The 21,560-nt window shown below is 40.9% G+C and carries 18 protein-coding genes and 1 pseudogene; 13 read left to right on the plus strand and 6 right to left on the minus strand.

Annotation, left to right across the window (positions count from 1 at the left end; translation table 11 throughout):
* Positions 1-177: 177 nt before the first annotated feature.
* The 9 genes from PMI_RS03690 to PMI_RS03730 all read left to right on the plus strand — a co-directional run bounded on the left by PMI_RS03690 (position 178) and on the right by PMI_RS03730 (position 9,786).
* The gene (locus tag PMI_RS03690; RefSeq protein ID WP_012367724.1) at positions 178-696 is read left to right on the plus strand and encodes an Hcp family type VI secretion system effector; all 519 of its coding nucleotides are present in this window, start codon (positions 178-180) and stop codon (positions 694-696) included.
* A gap of 83 nt (positions 697-779) precedes the next feature.
* Positions 780-2,930 (plus strand): type VI secretion system Vgr family protein, encoded by a 2,151-nt coding sequence (locus PMI_RS03695; protein ID WP_012367725.1) that lies wholly within the window; start codon positions 780-782, stop codon positions 2,928-2,930.
* 2 nt (positions 2,931-2,932) lie between these two features.
* Positions 2,933-3,463 carry a DUF6484 domain-containing protein gene (locus PMI_RS03700; RefSeq protein ID WP_004244630.1) on the plus strand — a complete coding sequence of 177 codons (531 nt, stop codon included), beginning with the start codon at positions 2,933-2,935 and terminating at the stop codon, positions 3,461-3,463.
* A 14-nt stretch (positions 3,464-3,477) separates the two neighbouring features.
* Positions 3,478-4,533 carry a DUF2169 family type VI secretion system accessory protein gene (locus tag PMI_RS03705; protein WP_004244631.1) on the plus strand — a complete coding sequence of 352 codons (1,056 nt, stop codon included), beginning with the start codon at positions 3,478-3,480 and terminating at the stop codon, positions 4,531-4,533.
* 2 nt (positions 4,534-4,535) lie between these two features.
* Complete coding sequence (locus PMI_RS03710; RefSeq protein ID WP_012367726.1) at positions 4,536-5,561, plus strand: 3-oxoacyl-ACP synthase; 1,026 nt, start codon at positions 4,536-4,538, stop codon at positions 5,559-5,561.
* Positions 5,562-7,136, plus strand: coding sequence for a PAAR-like domain-containing protein (locus PMI_RS03715; RefSeq protein ID WP_012367727.1), 1,575 nt, complete (start codon positions 5,562-5,564; stop codon positions 7,134-7,136). It begins immediately after the preceding gene.
* A gap of 3 nt (positions 7,137-7,139) precedes the next feature.
* Positions 7,140-8,102 carry a hypothetical protein gene (locus PMI_RS03720; protein WP_012367728.1) on the plus strand — a complete coding sequence of 321 codons (963 nt, stop codon included), beginning with the start codon at positions 7,140-7,142 and terminating at the stop codon, positions 8,100-8,102.
* A gap of 23 nt (positions 8,103-8,125) precedes the next feature.
* Entirely contained in the window at positions 8,126-9,397 is a 1,272-nt protein-coding gene (locus PMI_RS03725) for a hypothetical protein (RefSeq protein ID WP_012367729.1), read from the plus strand.
* A complete protein-coding gene (locus tag PMI_RS03730) occupies positions 9,394-9,786 on the plus strand; it encodes a thioredoxin family protein (RefSeq protein WP_004244639.1) in 393 nt (130 codons plus the stop codon). The genes PMI_RS03725 and PMI_RS03730 overlap by 4 nt, the downstream gene beginning before the upstream one ends.
* Before the next feature lie 150 nt (positions 9,787-9,936).
* On the opposite strand, the gene tnpA is transcribed toward PMI_RS03730, so the two are convergent.
* Positions 9,937-10,353, minus strand: a complete 417-nt coding sequence (gene tnpA, locus PMI_RS03735; protein WP_012367730.1) for an IS200/IS605 family transposase — start codon at positions 10,351-10,353, stop codon at positions 9,937-9,939.
* Positions 10,354-10,375: 22 nt separating this feature from the next.
* On the opposite strand from tnpA, the pseudogene PMI_RS03740 reads away from it, so the two are divergent.
* The 3 genes and pseudogenes from PMI_RS03740 to PMI_RS03750 all read left to right on the plus strand — a co-directional run bounded on the left by PMI_RS03740 (position 10,376) and on the right by PMI_RS03750 (position 15,225).
* Positions 10,376-11,577, plus strand: a pseudogene (locus tag PMI_RS03740) (RNA-guided endonuclease InsQ/TnpB family protein).
* A gap of 52 nt (positions 11,578-11,629) precedes the next feature.
* Complete coding sequence (locus PMI_RS03745; protein ID WP_012367732.1) at positions 11,630-14,179, plus strand: RHS repeat domain-containing protein; 2,550 nt, start codon at positions 11,630-11,632, stop codon at positions 14,177-14,179.
* A gap of 83 nt (positions 14,180-14,262) precedes the next feature.
* Positions 14,263-15,225 carry a hypothetical protein gene (locus PMI_RS03750; RefSeq protein ID WP_012367733.1) on the plus strand — a complete coding sequence of 321 codons (963 nt, stop codon included), beginning with the start codon at positions 14,263-14,265 and terminating at the stop codon, positions 15,223-15,225.
* Positions 15,226-15,362: 137 nt separating this feature from the next.
* Here the strand turns inward: PMI_RS03750 and PMI_RS19755 are convergent, their stop codons facing one another.
* From PMI_RS19755 to asnS, 4 genes are all read right to left on the minus strand, one after another.
* Complete coding sequence (locus PMI_RS19755; protein WP_004244661.1) at positions 15,363-15,545, minus strand: type II toxin-antitoxin system TacA family antitoxin; 183 nt, start codon at positions 15,543-15,545, stop codon at positions 15,363-15,365.
* 104 nt (positions 15,546-15,649) lie between these two features.
* Positions 15,650-16,840 (minus strand): amino acid aminotransferase, encoded by a 1,191-nt coding sequence (locus tag PMI_RS03755; RefSeq protein WP_012367734.1) that lies wholly within the window; start codon positions 16,838-16,840, stop codon positions 15,650-15,652.
* 352 nt (positions 16,841-17,192) lie between these two features.
* Positions 17,193-18,308 (minus strand): porin, encoded by a 1,116-nt coding sequence (locus PMI_RS03760; RefSeq protein ID WP_004247675.1) that lies wholly within the window; start codon positions 18,306-18,308, stop codon positions 17,193-17,195.
* Between the two features lie 341 nt (positions 18,309-18,649).
* Positions 18,650-20,050: an asparagine--tRNA ligase gene (asnS, locus tag PMI_RS03765; RefSeq protein ID WP_004244664.1), complete on the minus strand. Its 1,401-nt coding sequence runs from the start codon at positions 20,048-20,050 to the stop codon at positions 18,650-18,652.
* Between the two features lie 73 nt (positions 20,051-20,123).
* Between asnS and PMI_RS03770 the strand changes: the two genes are divergently transcribed.
* Positions 20,124-20,315: a hypothetical protein gene (locus tag PMI_RS03770; RefSeq protein ID WP_004244665.1), complete on the plus strand. Its 192-nt coding sequence runs from the start codon at positions 20,124-20,126 to the stop codon at positions 20,313-20,315.
* 14 nt (positions 20,316-20,329) lie between these two features.
* On the opposite strand, the gene pncB is transcribed toward PMI_RS03770, so the two are convergent.
* Complete coding sequence (gene pncB / locus PMI_RS03775) at positions 20,330-21,544, minus strand: nicotinate phosphoribosyltransferase (protein ID WP_004244666.1); 1,215 nt, start codon at positions 21,542-21,544, stop codon at positions 20,330-20,332.
* Positions 21,545-21,560: the final 16 nt, after the last annotated feature.

A 21,560-nucleotide genomic window follows, 5' to 3' on the forward strand; every position in this document is an offset into this window, starting at 1 on the left:
GACTTATCCTAGAGAGATACAAAAAAAACGGGCTGTTTACAGCATATTGATAAGATTTTATTATCCTTTACCGAAGTCTTACCGTGCGCACTGGCTAAGATGACAGACATGACTAACGGATTGTTTTTAAGACAATCATTTAATTTAATTTGTCGTTTTTGATAAAAGGATATTGTTATGCCAACTCCTTGCTATATTTCCATTGAAGGAAAAAATCAGGGCAACATCACTGCAGGCGCGTTTACTGCAGATTCTGTCGGCAACATTTATGTACAAGGTCATGAAGACCAAATGTTGGTACAAGAATTTTCTCACGTAGTGACGGTTCCGACTGATCCGCAATCAGGCCAACCTTCTGGCCAACGTGCGCATAAACCGTTTCGTTTTACCGTGGCATTAAACAAAGCCGTTCCTCTGCTGTATAACGCATTGGCTTCCGGCGAAATGCTGCCAAAAGTTGAGTTAAAATGGTATCGCACGTCTGTTGAAGGTAAACAAGAGCACTTCTTTACCACCACACTGACTGACGCGACGATCGTGAACATCGATTGCCAAATGCCTCATTGCCAAGATCCGGCTAAAGCCGACTTCACGCAACTTATCGAAGTCTCCCTCTCTTACCGCAAAATTGACTGGGAGCACACTGTTGCTGGAACGTCTGGTGCGGATGACTGGCGTGCGCCTCTCGAAGCGTAATACCGTTATGACGAGTCCTTGGGGGCTCGTCCTTATTTTGTATTGTTCCCTTTTCTTTATCCATTTTTGCATGGAGGCAGATTATGCTTAGCAAAGATCCGAAATCAACGCCCATTGACCCGGCATCCGTTTTAAAAGATGAAGCCATCAATCAAGTAAAAAATAGGGTGCAATCCAAAGTGAACGAAACGCTATCGACACCCACGCAAAAGGTGGCCGGGATGGCCTCAGCAGCGGCCTCGCTCACGCAATCAGCCAGCGCATCGGCCAATAGGGTGACGGCTCATCCCCTGATCCACGGTGGCGGTTTTACCGGTGGACAAACATTCGCTGAAAACCAAGCACTCCAAGCGGCCCATGGGGCGTTACTTGATGCATTAGGCATGGACAGCCTCGAAAGTGGTTTGGTGTTCACTTGCACCATTGGTGGATTGCCTGACGACACCTTTCAAGTCACCGAATTTAATCTTACCGAAGGATTATCCTCGCTATTTTCACTGTCCATCAGTGCGGTCAGTGCCTTACCCTTTATCGATTTTCAGCGCCATCTTGGCTTAGCCTCATCATTAACGGTCAAACGTGATGGGGTGTTGATCCGCAAAGTCAACGGTATCTTAGCCGGGGCAGTACAAGGCAATACCGACGGAGTGAAAACGTGGTATCACTTCGATATTCGCCCTGAAATGTGGGTGATGACCCTCAATCAAGACAGCCGTATTTTTCAACATCAATCGGTGCCGACCATCTTAAAAACCTTATTGGATGAGGCCCATGTTAAAGCGGATTGCCAATTCTACCGTGAAGATCTACACCCTGAACGTCTCTACACCACCCAAAAACGCGAATCGGCATTTGATTTTTGGTGTCGACTGGCGTTTGAAGAGGGCATTAACTTCTGGTTTGAAGAAGAACAACTGTTTTACAGCGATGAACATATGGGGATGACGGCGGGTATTCACCTCACCTATAACCCGCAGGCCGACACCGATATCAGCGATAGCACTGCCATGACTTGGCAATATGGCGAATATTTGTGTGTGGATGAAACTATCCATAAAGACAACAACTTTGTGCGTCCTTCTTATCCGTTGTCTCATGAAAACAAAATTGAGCAGGGGGGACAGCACAGTGTGTTTGAAAGTTATGGTCGTTTTCAATTAGACGATGAAGGTCGACCTCTGACACAGGTGCGCTTTGAGCAATTACGTAACGGCAGCAAAGTGGGGCAAGCGACAACAAACTGTTTTGCGCTGATGCCCGGCAAAATCTTCACCTTATCTCAGCATCCCCATCAGCCGATGAATGATCGCTGGCAAGTGATCAGCGTCAGCCATCATGGTGTACAGCCACTGGCGGACAATAGCGGGGGCGAAGGCACACAACTGTCGAATAGCGTCTCCTTTATTCCGGGCACGCAAGAGTGGCGTCCCCCTTATCGTTATAAACCGACGGCGGACGGCGATGAAATGGCGACGGTGGTAGGACCACCGGGGGAAGAAATCTACGTCAATGAATATGGCGCCGTGAAAGTGCATTTTCATTGGGATCGTCGGGGAAGTGCCGATCACAGTGCTTCATGCTGGGTGCGGGTTGCCATGGGTTGGAGTGGAAATGGTTATGGTTTTTCTGCGGTACCGCGCATCGGCACACAAGTGCTGGTCAGTTACCTGAATGGGGATATCGACAGACCGATAATTACCGGTTGTACCTATGATGGTCGTAACGCACCACCGATTAAGTTCCCAGAGAATAAGACACAAACCACTTTCCGTAGCCAAACCCACAAAGGGGAAGGTTTTAATGAACTGCGTTTTGAAGATGCGGGCGGTAAGCAAGAGGTGTTTCTTCATGCGCAGAAGGATATGAATACTAAAGTATTAAACAATAGAACAACGCATGTACTTGCAGATCATTTTGAAGTAGTCGAAAAAAATCAAATGATCAAAATTACACAAAATCAAGATGAAGAAGTGGGTGAAAATAAGAAGTTATTTGTTAATAAGGATTATCAGCAAAGAGTTGGCGCTAATAAAACATCTATAGTTAAACAAAACATTAAATATGTTGCTGGGGATTCATTTGAAATTGTATGTGGTAAATCAACATTACAAATGGATAAAGAGGGTTATATTCGGATCCGAGGACATGAAATCATAATTGAAACATCTGGAGATCAATATATTAAAGCCGATGGAGATATCACCCTTAAAGCCAAAACAATTTTAGGTAATTAATCATGACAAAATTATTAACTGATAATAAAATACCATCACAAAAATCATCCTTACTAGATGAGATAATCGAAAGGACAGAACCTCAACCTTTATCGGGTGAGCCTTCAATGCTTCCCTCTATCCAATTAGCAAAAATTGTTAGTAACAGTAACGAAGGTATTTCTATTACATTTAATGACAATGAACAACCTATTTTAGCATTGAGTTTAGCGCCAATCACTGAATCTGATGTAGGCAAAATATGTGCGATCCAGTTTATTAATGGAAATCAGAATAACCCATTGATCGTAGGGATGATTTATTCAAATAACTATTTAGATAAATTATCAAAACAAATAATAAATAATGCGACATTATCATGTGTTGAACAAGACCAATTACATATCCAAGCGAGTGAGTCTATTACGTTACAGTGTGGAGAATCTAGCTTAACAATGACTGCTGATGGGTTTGTTCAAATTAGGGCTCTTTATATTGATAACTATGCATTAGCCACAAATCGTATTAAAGGTGCATCAGTACAAGTGAACTGAAGGAAGATAAACACATGGAGTTGATAAATAATGCTAAACATACAGTTGCTAAAGCGACAGTAATGATTGATAAAGCTGGGTTCGAGTATCTGGTTGTTGTAATAAAAGCAACTTATCATATTCCAGAAAATAATCAGCTTCCACGTCCTATTATTCCATCTCAACCCCTAGTCTATTCAGATATATATTATGGAGAGGTGGGGAAATCTGCGCCAATTTATGATGCTGACTTTGTTTTAAAGAAACAAAAATGTGATGTAATTTTTAATGCTAAGGCATTTGCACCGCATAAAAAACCTATTAGCCAACTGATTATATCTGTTCAAGTTGGAGATATGATAAAAAAGATCGCAGTTTTTGGTCAACGTAATTGGTGTAAAGAAGGTGGCCTTTATAAACCTGGAGTCGCAGAGCCTTTTACTGAGGTTCCCTTACACTATGGGGTTGCATTTGGAGGAAAATATTATTACAAAGATGAGCAGATATCTCACTCTATAAATCCACTGGGAATAGGGTATTTTTTATCTCGAAAACCGAATAATAAAGAAATAAAAATGCCTCAACTAGAGTGCATTGATGAACAAATAAATACACCTGAAAGTCAAATTAATCCCATTGCATTATCCGTATTACCTCGCCATTATGGTGAACGGGTAAAATATGCAGGTACTTTTGATGAAAAATGGCGTAACGAAACAGCCCCCTTTTTACCAAGAGACTTTGATGAACGTTATTTTCAATCTGCACCAGCTGATCAACAAATTGATTTTCCTATTGGCAATGAAGTGATTGTTTTAAACAATATACACCCTTTGCGTTCGAAAATTAATTTTAAACTACCAAGATTAAATAATATCCCAGTAAGATTTTATCAGCGTCAAGGGGAAGTCGTGTTATTCACCCCAAGCGTTGATACACTTTATTTTGAACCAGAAAAGGATTTTTTTTCTGTAACTTGGCGGTGCCAATTACCTATTCAAAATATACTCGATATAGAGCAAATTCTTATAGGACCAAGACTAGATAGTTATGTTTCTCGTCAAACGTATCAATCTATTTGTAAGGGATAAAGATGAAAAATAAAAATTATTTATCCATTGTTGCTGCTGGGTTATGTACTCCCGTTGGTACAGATATTTATTCAGCAACAGCAGCCATTCGTTCAGGATTAGATCATTTCCGTGAAACTCATTTTCGAGATACGCTAAATCAGCCTATTGTTGGCTCTTTGTTATATGATTATCAGGTATGGGGACCTGCTCGATTAATTGCGTTATTAAATAAAGTCATTGATGATTCATTGGCGAATATTGCTATCAATAAAGAAAATATTGTTATCTGTTTACTTTTACCAGAAGAAGAACGTCTAGGTATTTTCCCACAATGGTTAAGTATAGTTACTGACGCTATATTGCCTCGCTTTCATAAAAGCTCTATCGCGTTATGTCGTGGAAAAGCAGGTATTGGGGAAGCGTTGCCTTTTTTACAGCGAATATTATCAGAAAAAACCACTCATATTGCATTATTAGTTGGTTGTGATAGTTATTTTAATGCAGAAACGATTCGATATTATACGAATACAAATAGATTATTGCATTCGGAAAATAGTGACGGTTTTATTCCAGGCGAGGGAGCGGCTTCTGTTGCATTTACATTAACAAGCAATAATAATAGTAAAGAATACGTTACTATTCTTGGTTTTGATACTCAATTAGAAGTAGCTCATATTTTGCAAACTAAATTGCCTTTAAGAGTGAAAAGTTTATCAAATGCTATTGAACAAGCTTGCCAACGGTCAAATCTTCTTTTACATGACACTCAATTTTGTATGAGCAATGCAAATGGTGAAGCTTTTTACTTTAAAGAAGTTGCGTTAGCTATTACGCGGACATTAAAAGAAAAAGTAGAACATTACCCCCATTATTTAATTGCTAAAAGTGTCGGTGAAACAGGTGCTGCGAGTAGTGTGATTATGTTAGCGATATTATCGGAGTGGATGAAGCACCCTGAAGGACCCGGGAATACTGGATTGATAATATCAAGCGCGGATAGCGGAGAACGAACAGCGATCATTTTACAATATCAAGAGGTAAAGTAGATGGATACGCGAGTTTATGTTAACGGACGAGAAATTTGCTCTAAAGCATCCGATGGTGTATCAACGGCCGCGTTTCCAGATCCTTGCTGGTCTCCTGGCCCCTCAGTGGTTCCTTATCCTAACACCTCTAGCGCAGATGCTTTATCAAATGGTACAGCGACTGTTTTTATCCGAAATAGTATGGTTGCACAAGAAGATCGTTCATTCTTTTCTATTAGTACAGGAGATGAGCCAGCAACTAATGGGTTAGCCAAAGGCGTGATAACAGGCGTTATTAAAGGTAAAGCCTATTTTCGGTCATGGTCACTTAATGTGAAGTTTGAAGGATATGGTGTTGCACGTCATCAAGATCTTATGTCACATAATCATGGCTCTTTTCCATCTAACACACCGACATTTCCGTATATTTCTCGAGGGGTTTTGGGCGGTATTAAAGATTGTAGCAAAGAAAATACACAGATTGAAAAGCGCTGTAAACCCGATAAGGATAACTCGGATGTCCAACAAGAGTTAAAAAAAGAAAGTGCGCTTAGAAAAGCATTAGCAAGAAGAAAAAAAATACAAAATAAAAAAAATAGCAATAAATGGCACTGGACGGAGGATCATTGTGCTGGGTTAGAAATAAAAATGTCAGGGAAAGATCCTAAAAAAGTTGCTAAAGAGTTTATGGATGATATTTCTGATTCGATAGACGCATTAAAAAGCGAATTAGATTATGTTAGTGCATTAAAAAGTAAACTTACTGATATGGCAAAGGATGCCGCATCAAAAGCATTCGGTAAGGTAATCACAAAGGCTGGAATAAAACAAGTAGCAGGTAGCTCAGTTCCAGGTTGGGGAAATGCGGCAATGGCCGCATGGACACTTGGTGATGCAGTCTATGCAGGTTTTGAGGTTAGCACTATTAAATCAGCTGCTGAAGAGGGACTAGAACAAGTTAAAGTCTTATCTGAAAAAGCGGATGATATAAAAAAATTGATCGAACAAACTGAAAATTATAAAAACTTATCACCTGAAGAGCAGCTAGAAAAAGCACAAAAATTGGCTGAAGATGCACAAGATATTCTTGCTAGCTTAAATGCTTGTGTTCGAGCAAGAAAATGCAATTTAGTCCCTTATTCTGTAAAAAATGCGATAAAAAAAGGTGCCAGAGGAAGTAAAGTAGAGACCGCGAAAAAAGGAGGATGTTGCCAAGGACAAACGGGGCATCATTTAATTTACTCTCATTTGTTAAGAGAGACATGTAAGAATTATGAGGAGTCCATAGCCCCTACTGTTTGTGTGGAAGGTACGTCTTGGCATAGTGGTAGTCATGGGCGTATTCATATGGCGATGGATGATGAAATTACTTATTTAGTTGAAAATAATCGATTAAATAATAACACTATGAGTATGCAACAAGCTATTGATGCTGCCGTTAATGCCCATAAAAAAACGTTTCCATATGCTGATTGTTCCAATAGATGTATTAGAGCTCAATTAGAAAGTTATTATTTATCAATATGCAAAGATGCAAGATTACCCGCGAAAGACTCGAGGGGTAATAACATAAAATATAACGAACTAGATAGGTGATTTATGACATATATAAAAGAAAAAACTTGGAAAGAGGTTCTGAAAGGTTGGATAATTACTGGTTGTGCAATCCGAAATAAAAATATTGTGTACTTTTGTTTGCGCAAAGATATTCCATACGAAAAGGCTCGAAACTTATGGAACAGTGAAATACCTAGTATGTTATTAGCTATCTATTTAGATACACCAGTCACACCTACAGGGTATGCGAGTATTACTGGATTTGATAATCCTAAAGTAGGTGTTTGCTTAAAACCGAAAGAACAAGGGATGCTTGCATCTAGAGGTGATGATGGTGTTGTGGTGTGTGTAGGCAGTGGTGCTAATTTGCCACCAGAAAAAGTTATGGATGGTGACTATGCAAACCCTAAAAATATTAAATGTGTTGGTGGATATGCTTATTATGTTGGCTCTGCACGCAAAATTTATAAACGTGTGGATATTGGGAAATGGCAGAGAATTCAACATGGGATACCAGGAGGAGAAACCAATACAGATATGGGGTTCACTGATCTCGATGGTTTTTCTGAGCAGGATATGTATGCCGTTGGCGGTGAAGGCGATGTTTGGCATTATAATGGCGAAATCTGGATCCCCTGTGGTTTTCCCTCTAATGAGCAATTAAGTGCAGTTTTATGTGCCCCTGATGGTTATGTGTATATTGGCGGTGAAGGGGGCAGTTTATGGTGTGGGCGTGAATATCAATGGGAAAAACTTTATCACGGCAGTTCGACTATTTTACTGAATCAGTTACGCTGGTTTGAAGATAAAGTGTGGGCATGTGATGACTACCGTTTACAGTGTTGGAATGGTAAAGAAATGGTCCGTCCCAAGGATGGTGATAAAAATGTTATCGCCTCAGGTCATATGGATGTCCGCGATGGGATTTTAGTTGTAGCTGATGATTATAATGTTGATCTGTATGATGGAACCGCTTGGCATAAGATAGTGAGACCTTATAAATAATAGGATTATTGAGTGGATAAATTATGTCAACAATTATGTTTCCAACCCCACCCCCGATAATTAGACAGCATCTGAACAATGCAATCTTTTATTATAAGACTTTGTATGAAAGTCGTTATTCGTCATTAATTAATGTGGATAAATTTAATTATTTTAATGCATTATTAAATGCTAATGTTGATGGCTTATGTTGTGCAAAAGAAAAAGGTTTAGATGAAGCTCGAATCGCACTATTACGTTGGAAAGGACATGAGGAAGCTTTTATCTATACTTTACTTTTTAATGAGTTAGATAGTGAAAAAGAGTTTGATCGTTTTTGGTTGATGATAAAAGAACTAGGATTTAATGCTGTTATTGGTTCGTTGGAGGCACTGCTCCGTGTTGAGATAAACGCTAGAACTGCACAATTAGCACTACTGAAAGAACGAGAGCCTGACATATTCATTGTCGCTTTATTAAAAATAAAAGCACATCATCAGGAGCTAATCCATCATGATAAATTATTATATTATTTAAATCTTCCCTCAAAAGAAATTAAAATCGCATTATGTTATTATGTAAAAAAAATGAAGCTAATAAGCTTTTCCGAAAATATTAGAATGTTAGTAAATAGCTCGACAGATATTGCTGTAAAATATGCTGCCATAGATGCGATGTGTTGGCTTTCAAATGATAATGAATATAATTATATAGCGTTATCTCAACTTTTACCATTATATTTGGAAGAGAATACACCTAAAGGAAATCAAAGCTTAATTCATTCTCAAAAAATAGAAAACTTAGTCCGTTTAATGGGATGTATATCGTCCACTAATAATAAATTAATAGCACCTCCGAGTTTGTATCCTGAATATTTGAATATTATTTATTATACTCATTCATGTCATGCAGAATATCTTCCTGATCTTATCAATTATTTAGATAACCCCGAATTATCGAGGCTGGCTTATAAGGGAATTTGTATTCTTACAGGTATTGATGTCAATTCGCCTGAATTAACATACTCTTCTCCTGAAAAAGTTGAATTAGCTGTGGATAGTCGAGTTCGTTTCCTTTCTTCAGGTGTTAATAATATTAATATTAAAAAGGTTAAAGAAACCATAAAGTTATTGAACTTAAAAGGAAAAATTATTCTTGGTAAACCAGTATCTATTCAACATTGTGAAAAGATTATTAAAAAGGGTTATCAGCTTGAAAGGCATATAGCAAATTGGCATTTATGTCATATGAATAAAGAAAATAAATATAATGATTTTTGTTTTTTTAATCGAATTAAAAATAAGGAGTTGATATGATTAATTATCCAGATTTAAATAAAGATAATATTCGCTATCAATCAGCTTTTGGAAAAAAATTAGTAATAAGCTTTTGTGCATCTTGGTGTAATAATTGTGAATCATGGAAAGATACTTTTACGCTACTCTCTGAAAAGTTTATTGATGACTGTTTTATTTGGATTGATATTGATGAATATCCAGAGTTAGTCAGTGAGATTGACCTTGATATAATCCCTGTTCTTCTTATACAAAAAAAAGAGGATATCCATTTTTTGGGCCCCATTAGGCCAGGATTGGAAACAATTGTGAGTATTCTAAATTCAGATAAAGTAATGAAAGTTGAATTTGATCCCGGAATTAGAGATTATTTAATTGCCCCCGACCTCCCTAAAAGGACGATATATTAATTTACTAAAATGAATAATAGGGGAAAGTAACCAAGTGATTGACAATTGACGACACGGGTAAAGGGCTTGAGAATGAAAATATTTATCCAAAGCACCGTAAAACCCCGTCCTTCAGGTCGGGGATAGGGGATATAAGGCGCGGTTTTTTAACTAACGAGGTGTTTCCTGTTGCTCAATGTACTGGCGGATAATGGATATTGCTGCGCCACCACAACTCCCCGCGAAATAACTTGGCGACCAAAGAACCCCCTTGTAGTAATCACGTTGGGCAATATCAGGACGATCACGTCGAAGTAATCGACTCGATACCCCTTTAAGGCTGTTAACCAGATTAGATATCGCCAGTTTTGGCGGGTAATTAATCAGTAAATGAACGTGATCCCGTTCCCCATCCATTTCAACCAGTTCAACATCAAAATCAGCACAAACACTGGCAAAGTAGCCTCGCAATTTTTCAATGGCATCCTGATCAAATATTTTTCGCCTGTATTTTGTGACAAAGACCAAATGGACGTGCATCAGGAATACACAATGTCTGACACGGCGAATATTAGTTTCATTTTTCATAGACCAAAGTATAATAGATAATATGAAACGTCTACAAGCCTTTAAATTCCAGTTAAGACCCAATGGTCAGCAAGAGCGTGAGATGAGACGCTTTGCAGGGGCTTGTCGTTTTGTTTTCAATCGGGCATTAGCACGTCAGAATGAGAATTACGAAGCAGGGAATAAATACATTCCCTATACAAAAATGGCTTCATGGCTCATTGAGTGGAAATCTGACACAGAGACACAATGGTTGAAGGAAGCCCCATCACAACCGTTACAACAGTCACTTAAAGATTTGGAACGGGCTTACAAGAATTTTTTCCAGAAGCGTACCGCGTTTCCTCGATTCAAGAAACGCGGTAAAAATGAGGCTTTTCGCTACCCGCAGGGCGTGAAGCTCGATCAATCCAATAGTCGTATATCATTGCCAAAGTTGGGATGGATGCGCTACCGCAACAGTCGTGAAGTCGTCGGAGAAGTAAGAAACGTCACGGTCAGTCAGTCATGCGGTAAATGGTACGTCAGCATTCAGACTGAGTATGAAGCGACAGAACCACAACATGAATCAACCTCAATAGTCGGGCTTGATGCAGGCGTTACAAAACTGGCCACGCTTTCAGACGGTACGGTATACCCGCCCGTCAGCAGTTTTAAAGTAAACCAGCGAAAGCTGGCAAGGCTTCAACGGAAATTAAGCCGTAAAATCCAATTCAGTGCCAACTGGCAAAAACAAAAGCGCAAAATTCAACGTCTGCATTCTCATATTGCCAATATCAGGAAAGACTACCTTCACAAAGTCACCAACGAAATCAGCAAAAACCACGCAATGATTGTCATTGAGGACTTAAAGGTCAGTAACATGTCTAAATCGGCAAAAGGTACGACAGAACGGCATGGACGGAACGTAAAAGCTAAATCTGGTTTAAACCGCTCAATACTGGAGCAGGGCTGGTATGAAATGCGCCGTCAGCTTGAGTACAAGCAGCTCTGGCGAGGTGGTCAGGTACTGGCAATACCTACACCAGTCAGAAGTGCGCTTGCTGTGGTCATACAGCAAAGGAAAACCGGCAGTCACAAAGTCAATTCGAGTGCCTTGAATGTGGATATACAGCGAATGCTGATATCAACGGGGCACGTAACATTTTAGCGGCAGGACATGCCGTGATTGCCTGTGGAGGGAGGGTGCAGTCAGACCGCCCGTCGAAGCAGGAACCCGCCGAGGTGATTCAGACATCAGTCTGAACGCAGTAGGGATCCACGTCCTTTAGGGCGTGGAGGATGTCAATATCATGACATGTCAGGGAGGCGTTTAGCGTTAGGAAAAATCGCCCTTGGACAGAAAGTGTTCTATCAAGATGAAGGCTTTACCGTCTATCGCACGACAAACAATCTTTTCCTTGTTGAATCGGCGGAAGGTGATTATCAACTTTTCGAAGCCAATCCACATAAAATCAATACACTGCGCTTAATGAAAAGTGCTGATCGTCATAATAACGCTTTACACTACCGCTATGCTAATGACGGTGAATTGGTACAAATTCATGATGATGCGTATCTGACCGATATCCGGTTACATTATGATGAAATCACCCAACGCTTACAGTCGGTGACCCGCCACCAAGGACAAGAAGAAAAAACGCTGGTCACTTATACTTATGATGCACAACAGCGTTTAGTGCAAGTCACTAATGCGGATAAGCGAGTGACTCGTCGTTTTGGCTGGGATGATGAATCGGGTTTAATGGCCATGCACCAATATGCCGCAGGGGTCAGTAGTCATTATCGGTGGCAACGTTTTGATGCCTTTACCATTGAAGACAATGAACCTGAGTGGCGAGTGGTTGAGCACTGGCTTAAAGACGGTAAACGCTGTTTAGAGCATACCGAACTGACGTATGATTTAGCTCAACGAACCCTCACCACCGTGGAAACGGGGGGCGAAACCACCTTCCGTCGCTGGAATGAACAACAGCAAATTATCGAATACACCAATGCATTGAATGAAACGTGGTGGTTTGAATGGGATACCAGCCGCTTATTAACGAAAGCAATAGCCCCAGATGGCAGTGAATGGGGGTATACCTATGATGAGCGCGGTAATTTAACCCAATCGACCGATCCCGAACAACAATCGACTTGCTATGATTGGGACAAAGATTTTGCGTTTCCCACGGCACAAACTTTGCCAAATGGGGCGGCTTGGCATTGGGAGTACAATGAGCACGGCGATATTCGTCGTGTGATTGACCCGCTTGGCCATATCACGCGCTTGGCGTGGGATGACCAAGGCCTGTGTCTGGGGCAAGTGGATGCTAAGGGTAATGAAACCCACTATCGCTATAATGCCCGCGGTCAGTTAATCGAGCAACGGGACTGTTCGGGTTACCCCACCACCTTGACCTACGATGATTGGGGACAACTGCGCTCGTTGACCAATGCACAGAATGAAACCACGACTTACACCTTTAGTGAAGCGGGGTTGTTGTTAACAGAGCGCTTACCGGATGGGACAGAAAACCGTTATGACTATGATGCCACCGGGCAATTAGTGGGAATAACGGATGCCGGAGAGCGCCATATTCTGTTGCGCCGTAACCGTCGTGGGCAAGTGATAGCCCGACGCGATCCGGCAGGGCATTGGTTGCATTTTCACTATGATACTTTCGGGCGTATGCAGGCGCTGGAGAATGAACAGGGCGAGCAGTACCGCTTTGAGTATGATGCCTTGCATCGTTTAACTGATGAACATGATCTTATCGGACAACAAAAGCACTATCAGTACGATGTGATGGGGAATGTCACCCAGATAAAAACCACCCCGGGGCCTTGCGTTGATACGCCGATACCCTTATCCCCGCAGGTGACCACTTTCGGTTACGATAAAGTGGGACGGTTGCTGTTTCGAGAAAACGCCGATTATCGCACGGAATACCTTTATCAACCTTTGAGTGTGACGTTACGCCGAGTCCCCATGGCGGTATGGCATGAAGCCGAACGCACCGGCACCACTGCCCGCGTAGAGTATCAAGACGCCCTGACCTTTACCTACGATAAAGTGGGGCAGTTGGTTCGAGAAGCCAGCGCCCGCGGTGATTATCAGCATCACTATGATGTGCTGGGTAATATCACTCGCACCGAGTTGCCCCATCAACGGGCATTTGAATACCTGTATTACGGCTCTGGGCATTTACAACAAACGCAATGGCGAGATAATGAGCAACTGACGGTATTGGCGGAATACCAACGAGACCGTTTACACCGAGAAACGTTGCGCACCAGTGGCGCCTTAGACAATGAAACGGGCTATGACTGTCGGGGACGTATTACGCACCAAGTGGCGCGCCAAATGAATACCTCACAGTTTGTGACCCCGGTGATAGACCGTCGTTACCGTTGGGATAAACGCAACCAACTTATCGAGCGCAGTGTCAGTTATGGTCAAACGGGCGAGGTTTTTACCGCCGGACATTGGTACTACCACAGTTATCAGTACGACCCACTGGGGCAGTTGACGGCGCATTTAGGGTCGGTGCAAACCGAACACTTTCTGTATGATGCGGCGGCCAATTTACTGACCCGTCCGCACACCGAAGCACCGCATAACCAAGTACAAGGTAGTGATAAATTTGATTATCGCTACGACGGTTTTGGTCGCATGGTCTCCCGCTATGAAAAAGGCAGTAGCTCGGGGCAACGCTATCACTATGACAGTGACCACCGTATTATCGCAGTGGATATCGACCAAAGGCTCTTAGGGTATCAGCGAGGGGAATACCGCTACGATATCTTAGGGCGCCGGATTGAAAACGGTTATGGAAAGCCAGTGCGATTGCCAATACAATGACCTATCACCAACATGAGCCGGATAAAGTGTACAAAAGGCTCTAGATGAGATCCTATAACAACTGAAAAAGGGAAAGAAAGATAATGGAGTATATAACTAATAAACATTGGGCCAAATATATCAAGGGATATATTTTTACTGGTTGTGCAATCCGAGATAAAAATATTGTGTACTTTTGTTTGCGCAAAGATATTCCATACGAAAAGGCTCGAAATTTATGGAACAGCGAAATCCCCTCACAGTTATTATGTATTTATTTAGACACACCAGATGACCCGATTGATTATATTAGAATTGAAGGGTTCGATAATCCTAAAGTAGGTATTTGTTTAAAACCGAAAGAACAAGGGATGCTTGCATCTAGAGGCGATGGTGGGTTTGTCAAGTGTATGGGCAGTGGATCTAAATTTCCGCTAGAAAAAGTTATGGATGGTGACTATGCAAATCCTAAAAATATTAAATGTGTTGGTGGATATGCTTATTATGTTGGTACTTCGCGCGAAATTTATAAACGAGTGGATATTGGAAAATGGCAGAGAATTCAACATGGGATACCAGGAGGAGAAACCAATACAGATATGGGATTCACTGATCTCGATGGTTTCTCTGAGCAGGATATGTATGCCGTTGGCGGTGCAGGTGATGTTTGGCATTATAATGGCGAAATCTGGATCCCTTGTGGTTTTCCCTCTAATGAGCAATTAAGTGCAGTATTGTGTGCCCCTGATGGTTATGTGTATATCGGCGGTGAAGGGGGCAGTTTATGGCGAGGGCGTGAATACCAATGGGAAAAACTTTATCACGGCAGTTCGGCTATTTTACTGAATCAGTTACGCTGGTTTGAAGATAAAGTGTGGGCATGTGATGACTATCGCTTACAGTGTTGGAATGGTAAAGAAATGGTCCGTCCCAAGGATGGTGATAGAAATGTTATCGCCTCAGGTCATATGGATGTCCGCGATGGGATTTTAGTTGTAGCTGATGATTATAATGTTGATCTGTATGATGGAACCGCTTGGCATAAGATAGTGAGACCTTATAAATAATAGGATTATTGTGAACATCAAGGCCTTATTGGAACTTACCCCTCCAGAGTTCTAAAGCCTTTTCACCGGAGGAAAAACCTCCAGCATATGGCCTATTTTGAGTGGTTCAGGTGCTGTCAGTTTCAATGTCATTCCTCTTAAGGGGATTTAGACATCACTGTTTTTCGTAATGTCTCGTTGCTTACAAGTGTTGCATCAAGCGGGTTGATAAATTCCTGATAAACTTCGGGATTAACATTTATGACTCGCAGATCTTTCAGTGTTTCTTCAGCTGAACGTCGAACGGCTTTCAAAACAAATTCAGTATGGTTTTTTCCCACAGCACGAATAAAACAATAAAAAACCCAACAACGTATCTAATTAAACGCTGTTGGGTTATAAAACGTGTTATTTAACTGTATGCTTTAAAACGATGAAAAAGCCATTAAAGTACAGCGACAATGGCTTCACACAATGGAACCATATTTTCCAGTGTTAAGCCTGCGACATTAATACGACCAGAGCCGACAATATAAATACCATATTCAGCACGTAGACGTTCAACTTGCTCTTTATTAAGGCCACTAAATGAGAACATACCATTTTGGTCAATAATAAAGCTGAAATCTTGTTTTGCGCCTTTTTCTTGTAAGGTTGTCACCAGCAATTGACGCATACGCTGAATGCGCTCACGCATTGTGGTGAGCTCTTCAATCCACTCTTCTTTTAACTCTGGGTTAGATAAAATAGTGGTCACCACAGATGCACCATGTGCCGGTGGATTAGAGTAGTTTGCGCGAATAATCGCTTTGGCTTGGCTAAATGCTTTCTCAGCAGTATCGCTCTCTTTTGCGACAATAGTGCAAGCACCTACACGCTCATTATAAAGGCCAAAGTTTTTTGAATATGAGCTTGCAACAATCAGCTCAGGATTGCTTTCAGCAAATAGGCGTAAGCCTTGCGCGTCTTCTTCAAGGCCATTAGCAAAACCTTGGTAAGCAAAGTCAAATACTGGTAACCAACCTTTCTCTGCGGATAAGGCAGCCAATTGACGCCATTGCTCTAACGTTGGGTCAATACCACTTGGGTTATGGCAACATCCGTGGAACAGCACAACATCACCTGCTTGTGCATTTTGTAGGCTAGCTAGCATACCTTCAAAATCTAAACCGTGGCTTTCGGCATCATAATAATCATATTGGCAAATCTCTAAGCCTGCAGTCTGAAAAATATTATTATGGTTTGGCCAAGTCGGGTTACTTATCCATACACGTTTAGCATTAGTTTGCTGAGCAATAAAGTCCGCAGCAATACGTAATGCCCCAGTACCACCCGGAGCTTGTGCTGTACGTGCACGTTTTTCTGTGATGATAGGGTGTTGTTCACCAAACAACAGTGCTTGAGTGACCGCACCAAACTCAGGAATACCGCTAATAGGAAGATAATTTTTAGTGGATTCGTTTTCTAATAAATATTTTTCTGCTTTTTTAACGGTGGTGAGTACAGGTGTTTTACCTGTTTCATCCTTATAAACACCAATCCCTAAGTTAATTTTGTTTTCACGAGTATCAGAACGGAAACTATCAGCTAAACCCAGAATAGGATCGGCTGGTGCAGCAATGATTTTCTCAAACATAGTGTAATTATTCCCTAAGCTCAAAACGAAGCCGAATTATGAGTAACAAGAGTAACGCTATAGAATCGGTTTGCCAACAGTTTGTAGAGAAATTAGCAAGAAGTTGTGAACTAAGTGAGAATAAATAGCAAAACAAGATGTAAATAAGTAAATCTTTCGTGATTACATTAACATGTAAATATAACCACTAAAAATAACCAATAGTTTAGTATAATAAACTGTTTATCTTGGTATTAGAAAAGGAGGAACAGAAAAGCGAGCAATATAAATAGGATAGGCAAATAAAAAAGCAACACCGAAGTGTTGCTTTTCAAATCAATTAACTTGACTGTTTAATTACCTTAAAGGGTAATTAGAACTGATAAGTCAGACCTAAACCAACTACGTTGTCAGTTGCAACGCCGTTAGCTTTAGTGAAGTCATCTTCATCTAACAGGTTGATTTTGTAATCAACAACTGCAGTCATGTTTTTGTTAAATTTGTAGAAAGAACCTACAGAGATATATTTAACTAAATCATGGTTGTTGTCTTTCAGACCGCCAACACCATTATTCAGATCTTTACCTTTAGATTGAACATAACCTAAAGATGGTTTGATACCTAAATCAGCAAAGTCATACTGTGCAGTTAACTCGATATTTTGAGTTTTGTTTGCAATTGCACCGTCACCATAGTAGTTCATGTTACGGGTTTCACCGTACATTGCTGCTAAGTAAACATTGTTAGCTTCGAATTTACCACCAACGTTCCATGCTTCAGCACGTTTACCAGTAGCATCACTCTTATGTTCTTGCCAGTTAGTACGAGCAGAACTTGAGTAACCACCACCCAGTGTTACGCCCCAGCCTAAGTTATAAGCTGTAGAGAAACCAAAACCGTCGCCATTTGCTTCAGCGTTGTCTTTACGTTTATTGTTGGTGTTTTCGTTATTTTTGCCTTGATATTGCAGAGCAAAGCTTAAACCATCAACATAACCGAACATATCGGTGTTACGGTAAGTTAATACGCCAGTAGTACGGCTAGTCATATAAACGTCAGTTTGCGCCATGGAGTCACCACCCCATAAAGGCAGAACGTCAGTCCATGCGTTGGTGTCATAAATTACACCGTAGTTACGACCGTAATCTAAAGAACCGAAGTCAGCAAATTTCAGACCAGCATATGCTAGACGAGTTTTAGCTTTGTTCTCGCCTTCAGTAGTGTTTGTTTTAACTTCGTATTCAAAACGACCGAAACCAGTTAAATCTTTATTGATTTGAGTTTCGCCTTTGAAACCGATACGTGCACGAGAAGCGTCACCGCTTTCATGATCGCCTTTAGTATCAGCATCAGCGAAGTAATGACGAACGTCAACTTTACCGTAGATATCTACTTTGTTGCCGTCTTTGTTGTACATTTCAGCTGCGTTTGCTGCACCAGCAAACATTAAAGCTGGGATTACCACTGCAAGAATATTGCGCTTCATCATTATTATTACCCTCATTGGTGTTATTCAGACACCTTTGCCACTGCCAGAAATAGTTTCTTAATTTTTATGGAACTATTTATGAGAGTTAAGTGTCGTCTGTGTCGGGTGACAGTGTTCCATTGGTAAAAAATTTTATCTACCCCGAATTTGCTACAAAATCGAAAAAAGTGTAACAAATTGTAACAATGTATTTCAAAGTGTGTATTTGGGGGAACTTTTCCATCAAATTGTAGCCATGCATAAAAAAAGCCAACCCTGAGGTTGGCTTCTGGTATAACTAAAGTTAGTACAATTAATCAGCAACACAAATGTTTTTTGTTGGCTACTAATTAATCAAACTATTAGAAATCGACATTTCTTGGTGTACGTGGGAATGGGATCACTTCACGAATATTTGTGACACCAGTCACATAAGCAACTAAGCGTTCAAAGCCGAGACCAAAACCAGAGTGTGGTACTGTGCCATAACGGCGTAAATCACGATACCACCAGTAGTCTTCTTTATTCATACCCATCTCAGCTAAACGTTTATCAAACATCTCTAAACGTTCTTCACGTTGAGAACCACCAATGATTTCACCGATACCTGGTGCTAACACATCCATTGCCGCAACTGTTTTACCGTCTTCATTCATACGCATATAGAATGCTTTGATATCTTTCGGGTAGTTCTTCACAACCACAGGGGCTTTAAAGTGTTTCTCAGCAAGATAGCGCTCATGCTCGGAGGAGAGGTCAACACCCCAATAAACTGGGTTTTCAAATTTCTGGCCGCAATTTTCTAACACAGTAATCGCATCTGTGTAGTCAATTTGTGCGAAATCAGAAGCGATAAAGTGCTCTAAACGTGTAATGGCTTCTTTATCAACGCGTTGAGCAAAAAACTCCATATCATCTCTGCGCTCAGCTAACACGGCAGAAAAGGCATATTTCAGCATTTTTTCTGCTAATCCGGCGATATCATTCAGATCAGCAAAAGCCACTTCAGGTTCAACCATCCAGAATTCAGCCAAGTGACGACTAGTATTTGAATTCTCAGCGCGGAAAGTTGGGCCGAAAGTATAGACTTTACTTAATGCAGAGGCATAAGTTTCGCCGTTTAATTGTCCTGATACGGTTAAGAAAGCTTCGCGACCAAAAAAGTCTTCGCTAAAATCAACTTCACCTTTATCAGTACGTGGCAGGTTGTTCATATCTAAGGTAGAGACACGGAACATTTCACCCGCACCTTCGGTATCCGCCGCCGTAATTAATGGCGTAGAAACCCAGAAAAAGCCTTGCTCATCGAAGAAACGATGTAGTGCTTGTGCCAAGGTATGGCGAACACGTGCAACAGCACCAATTAAGTTTGTGCGTGGACGAAGATGAGCAACTTCACGCAGATACTCAACGCTGTGACGTTTAGCGGCCATCGGATAAGTTTCCGGATCATCAACCATTCCTACTACCACAACTTTGGTCGCATGAATTTCAAAGTTCTGACCTTGACCCGGAGATTCAACAATTTTACCGGTGACTTCCACAGAGCAACCTGTGGTTAAGTGCAGCACTTCATCTTGATAATTCGGTAAATTATTATTAATGATGGCCTGTACTGGATTAAAGCAGGAACCGTCATAGACGGTAAGGAATGAGATACCAGCTTTTGAATCTCTTCTTGTACGTACCCAACCGCGAACGGTGACGTCTTCGCCAACCGCGATACGGCCTTGCAGTACGTCGACTACAGGCGCAACGATCATAAATAAATCTCTCTTCGTTTAATTAAAATAATTGTTTAGTAAATTCATTCTGCCCCTGTCGGACAGTTTTTCTATGTTACTTGCAATAGCGCAGGAAACAAGTAGGAAATTTCAGTTTAAAGAGGGAATCAGCAAGAGAAAAGCCTTTATAGAAAATATTTTGCTAAAAATAGGTAAAATCAGTCGAATAGTGGGGGTGATAGCAAAAAGAAAGGGCAATATTGGCCCTTTCTTTATAGATAGAATAGATAGAGTGAATAAATAGCGATTTAATCTTTATTAACAAGCTTGCCTAACAAGAGGAACATCAAAGGCTTTACGTAGCTTGTCGACAAACTCATCATCTTCACAAATGGTTTTACCTGGACTATCTGATAATTTAGCAACAGGTTTACCATTACACTCCACCAGCTTAATCACAATATTAAGAGGTGTAATATTCGGGATATTACAAGTCAATCTGGTGCCGATACCAAAAATTAAGCGGATACGCTTATGGAAATGCTTATAAAGTACTAAGGCTTTCTGAAAGTCGAGGCTATCAGAGAATACCAATACTTTACTCATCGGATCGATACCGAGCTTTTCATAATGAGCAATGGCTTTTTCACCCCATTCAATCGGATCACCTGAGTCATGACGTAACCCTTGATAACGGCTGGCGAATGGCATATCAAAGTCACGCAGGAATGCATCCATAGTGATACAATCAGTGAGTGCAATACCGAGTTGATCTGGGTATTCATCTAGCCATGATTGCAATGCAGCCCGTTGACTATTGGCAAGCTCAGGACTAATTTGCTGATGTGCTTGGAACCATTCATGGGCTTGTGTGCCTACGGGGGCCAGTTGCATACGTTCAGCAAAATGATAGTTACTAGTGCCGATAAGATAAGGGAAATGATTTTTTAATTCATCGACAATGGCACGTTGCACATCATAAGAAAAGCGACGACGAGTACCAAAATCCATCAATTTGAAATCCGCTAAATCAATCTGTTGTTCAGCCGCATCACGATAGAAAATATCGATAAGTTTGCGTAATTGAATAACGGCGTCATCAGCGGTGATTTGTGGCGAACGAGCACGGTGGACAATTTCACTCACCAATGCTAACAAAGGAACTTCCCATAAAATAACTTCACGCCAAGGGCCAGTTATCTTAATCGTCAATTGATTGTCAGCAGTGGTCGCGATATGCACTTGCTCGGGTTTAAAGCGAAAATGTTTAAACCATTGCAGATAGTCATTTTTAAAGAAAGGCAGGCTTTGAAGATAGCCAAACTCTTCATTAGTTAATGACAAGTCTGCCATCATATCCACTTGATGGCGTAAGGTTGTTGCATATTCACCTAGACGTTCATCACTCCGGCAGCGGAATTCAGCAACGACAGGAATATCACTATAATGATGGTAAACCGCCTGTTGCATGTGGAGCTTGTATGCATCGGTATCCAACAGTGATGTAATAATCGGTGTAGCGTCTAAAATCATAGCGCGTCAAGCATCC

The sequence above is a fragment of the Proteus mirabilis HI4320 genome (assembly GCF_000069965.1).
GTDB classification, from domain to species: Bacteria; Pseudomonadota; Gammaproteobacteria; order Enterobacterales; family Enterobacteriaceae; genus Proteus; species Proteus mirabilis.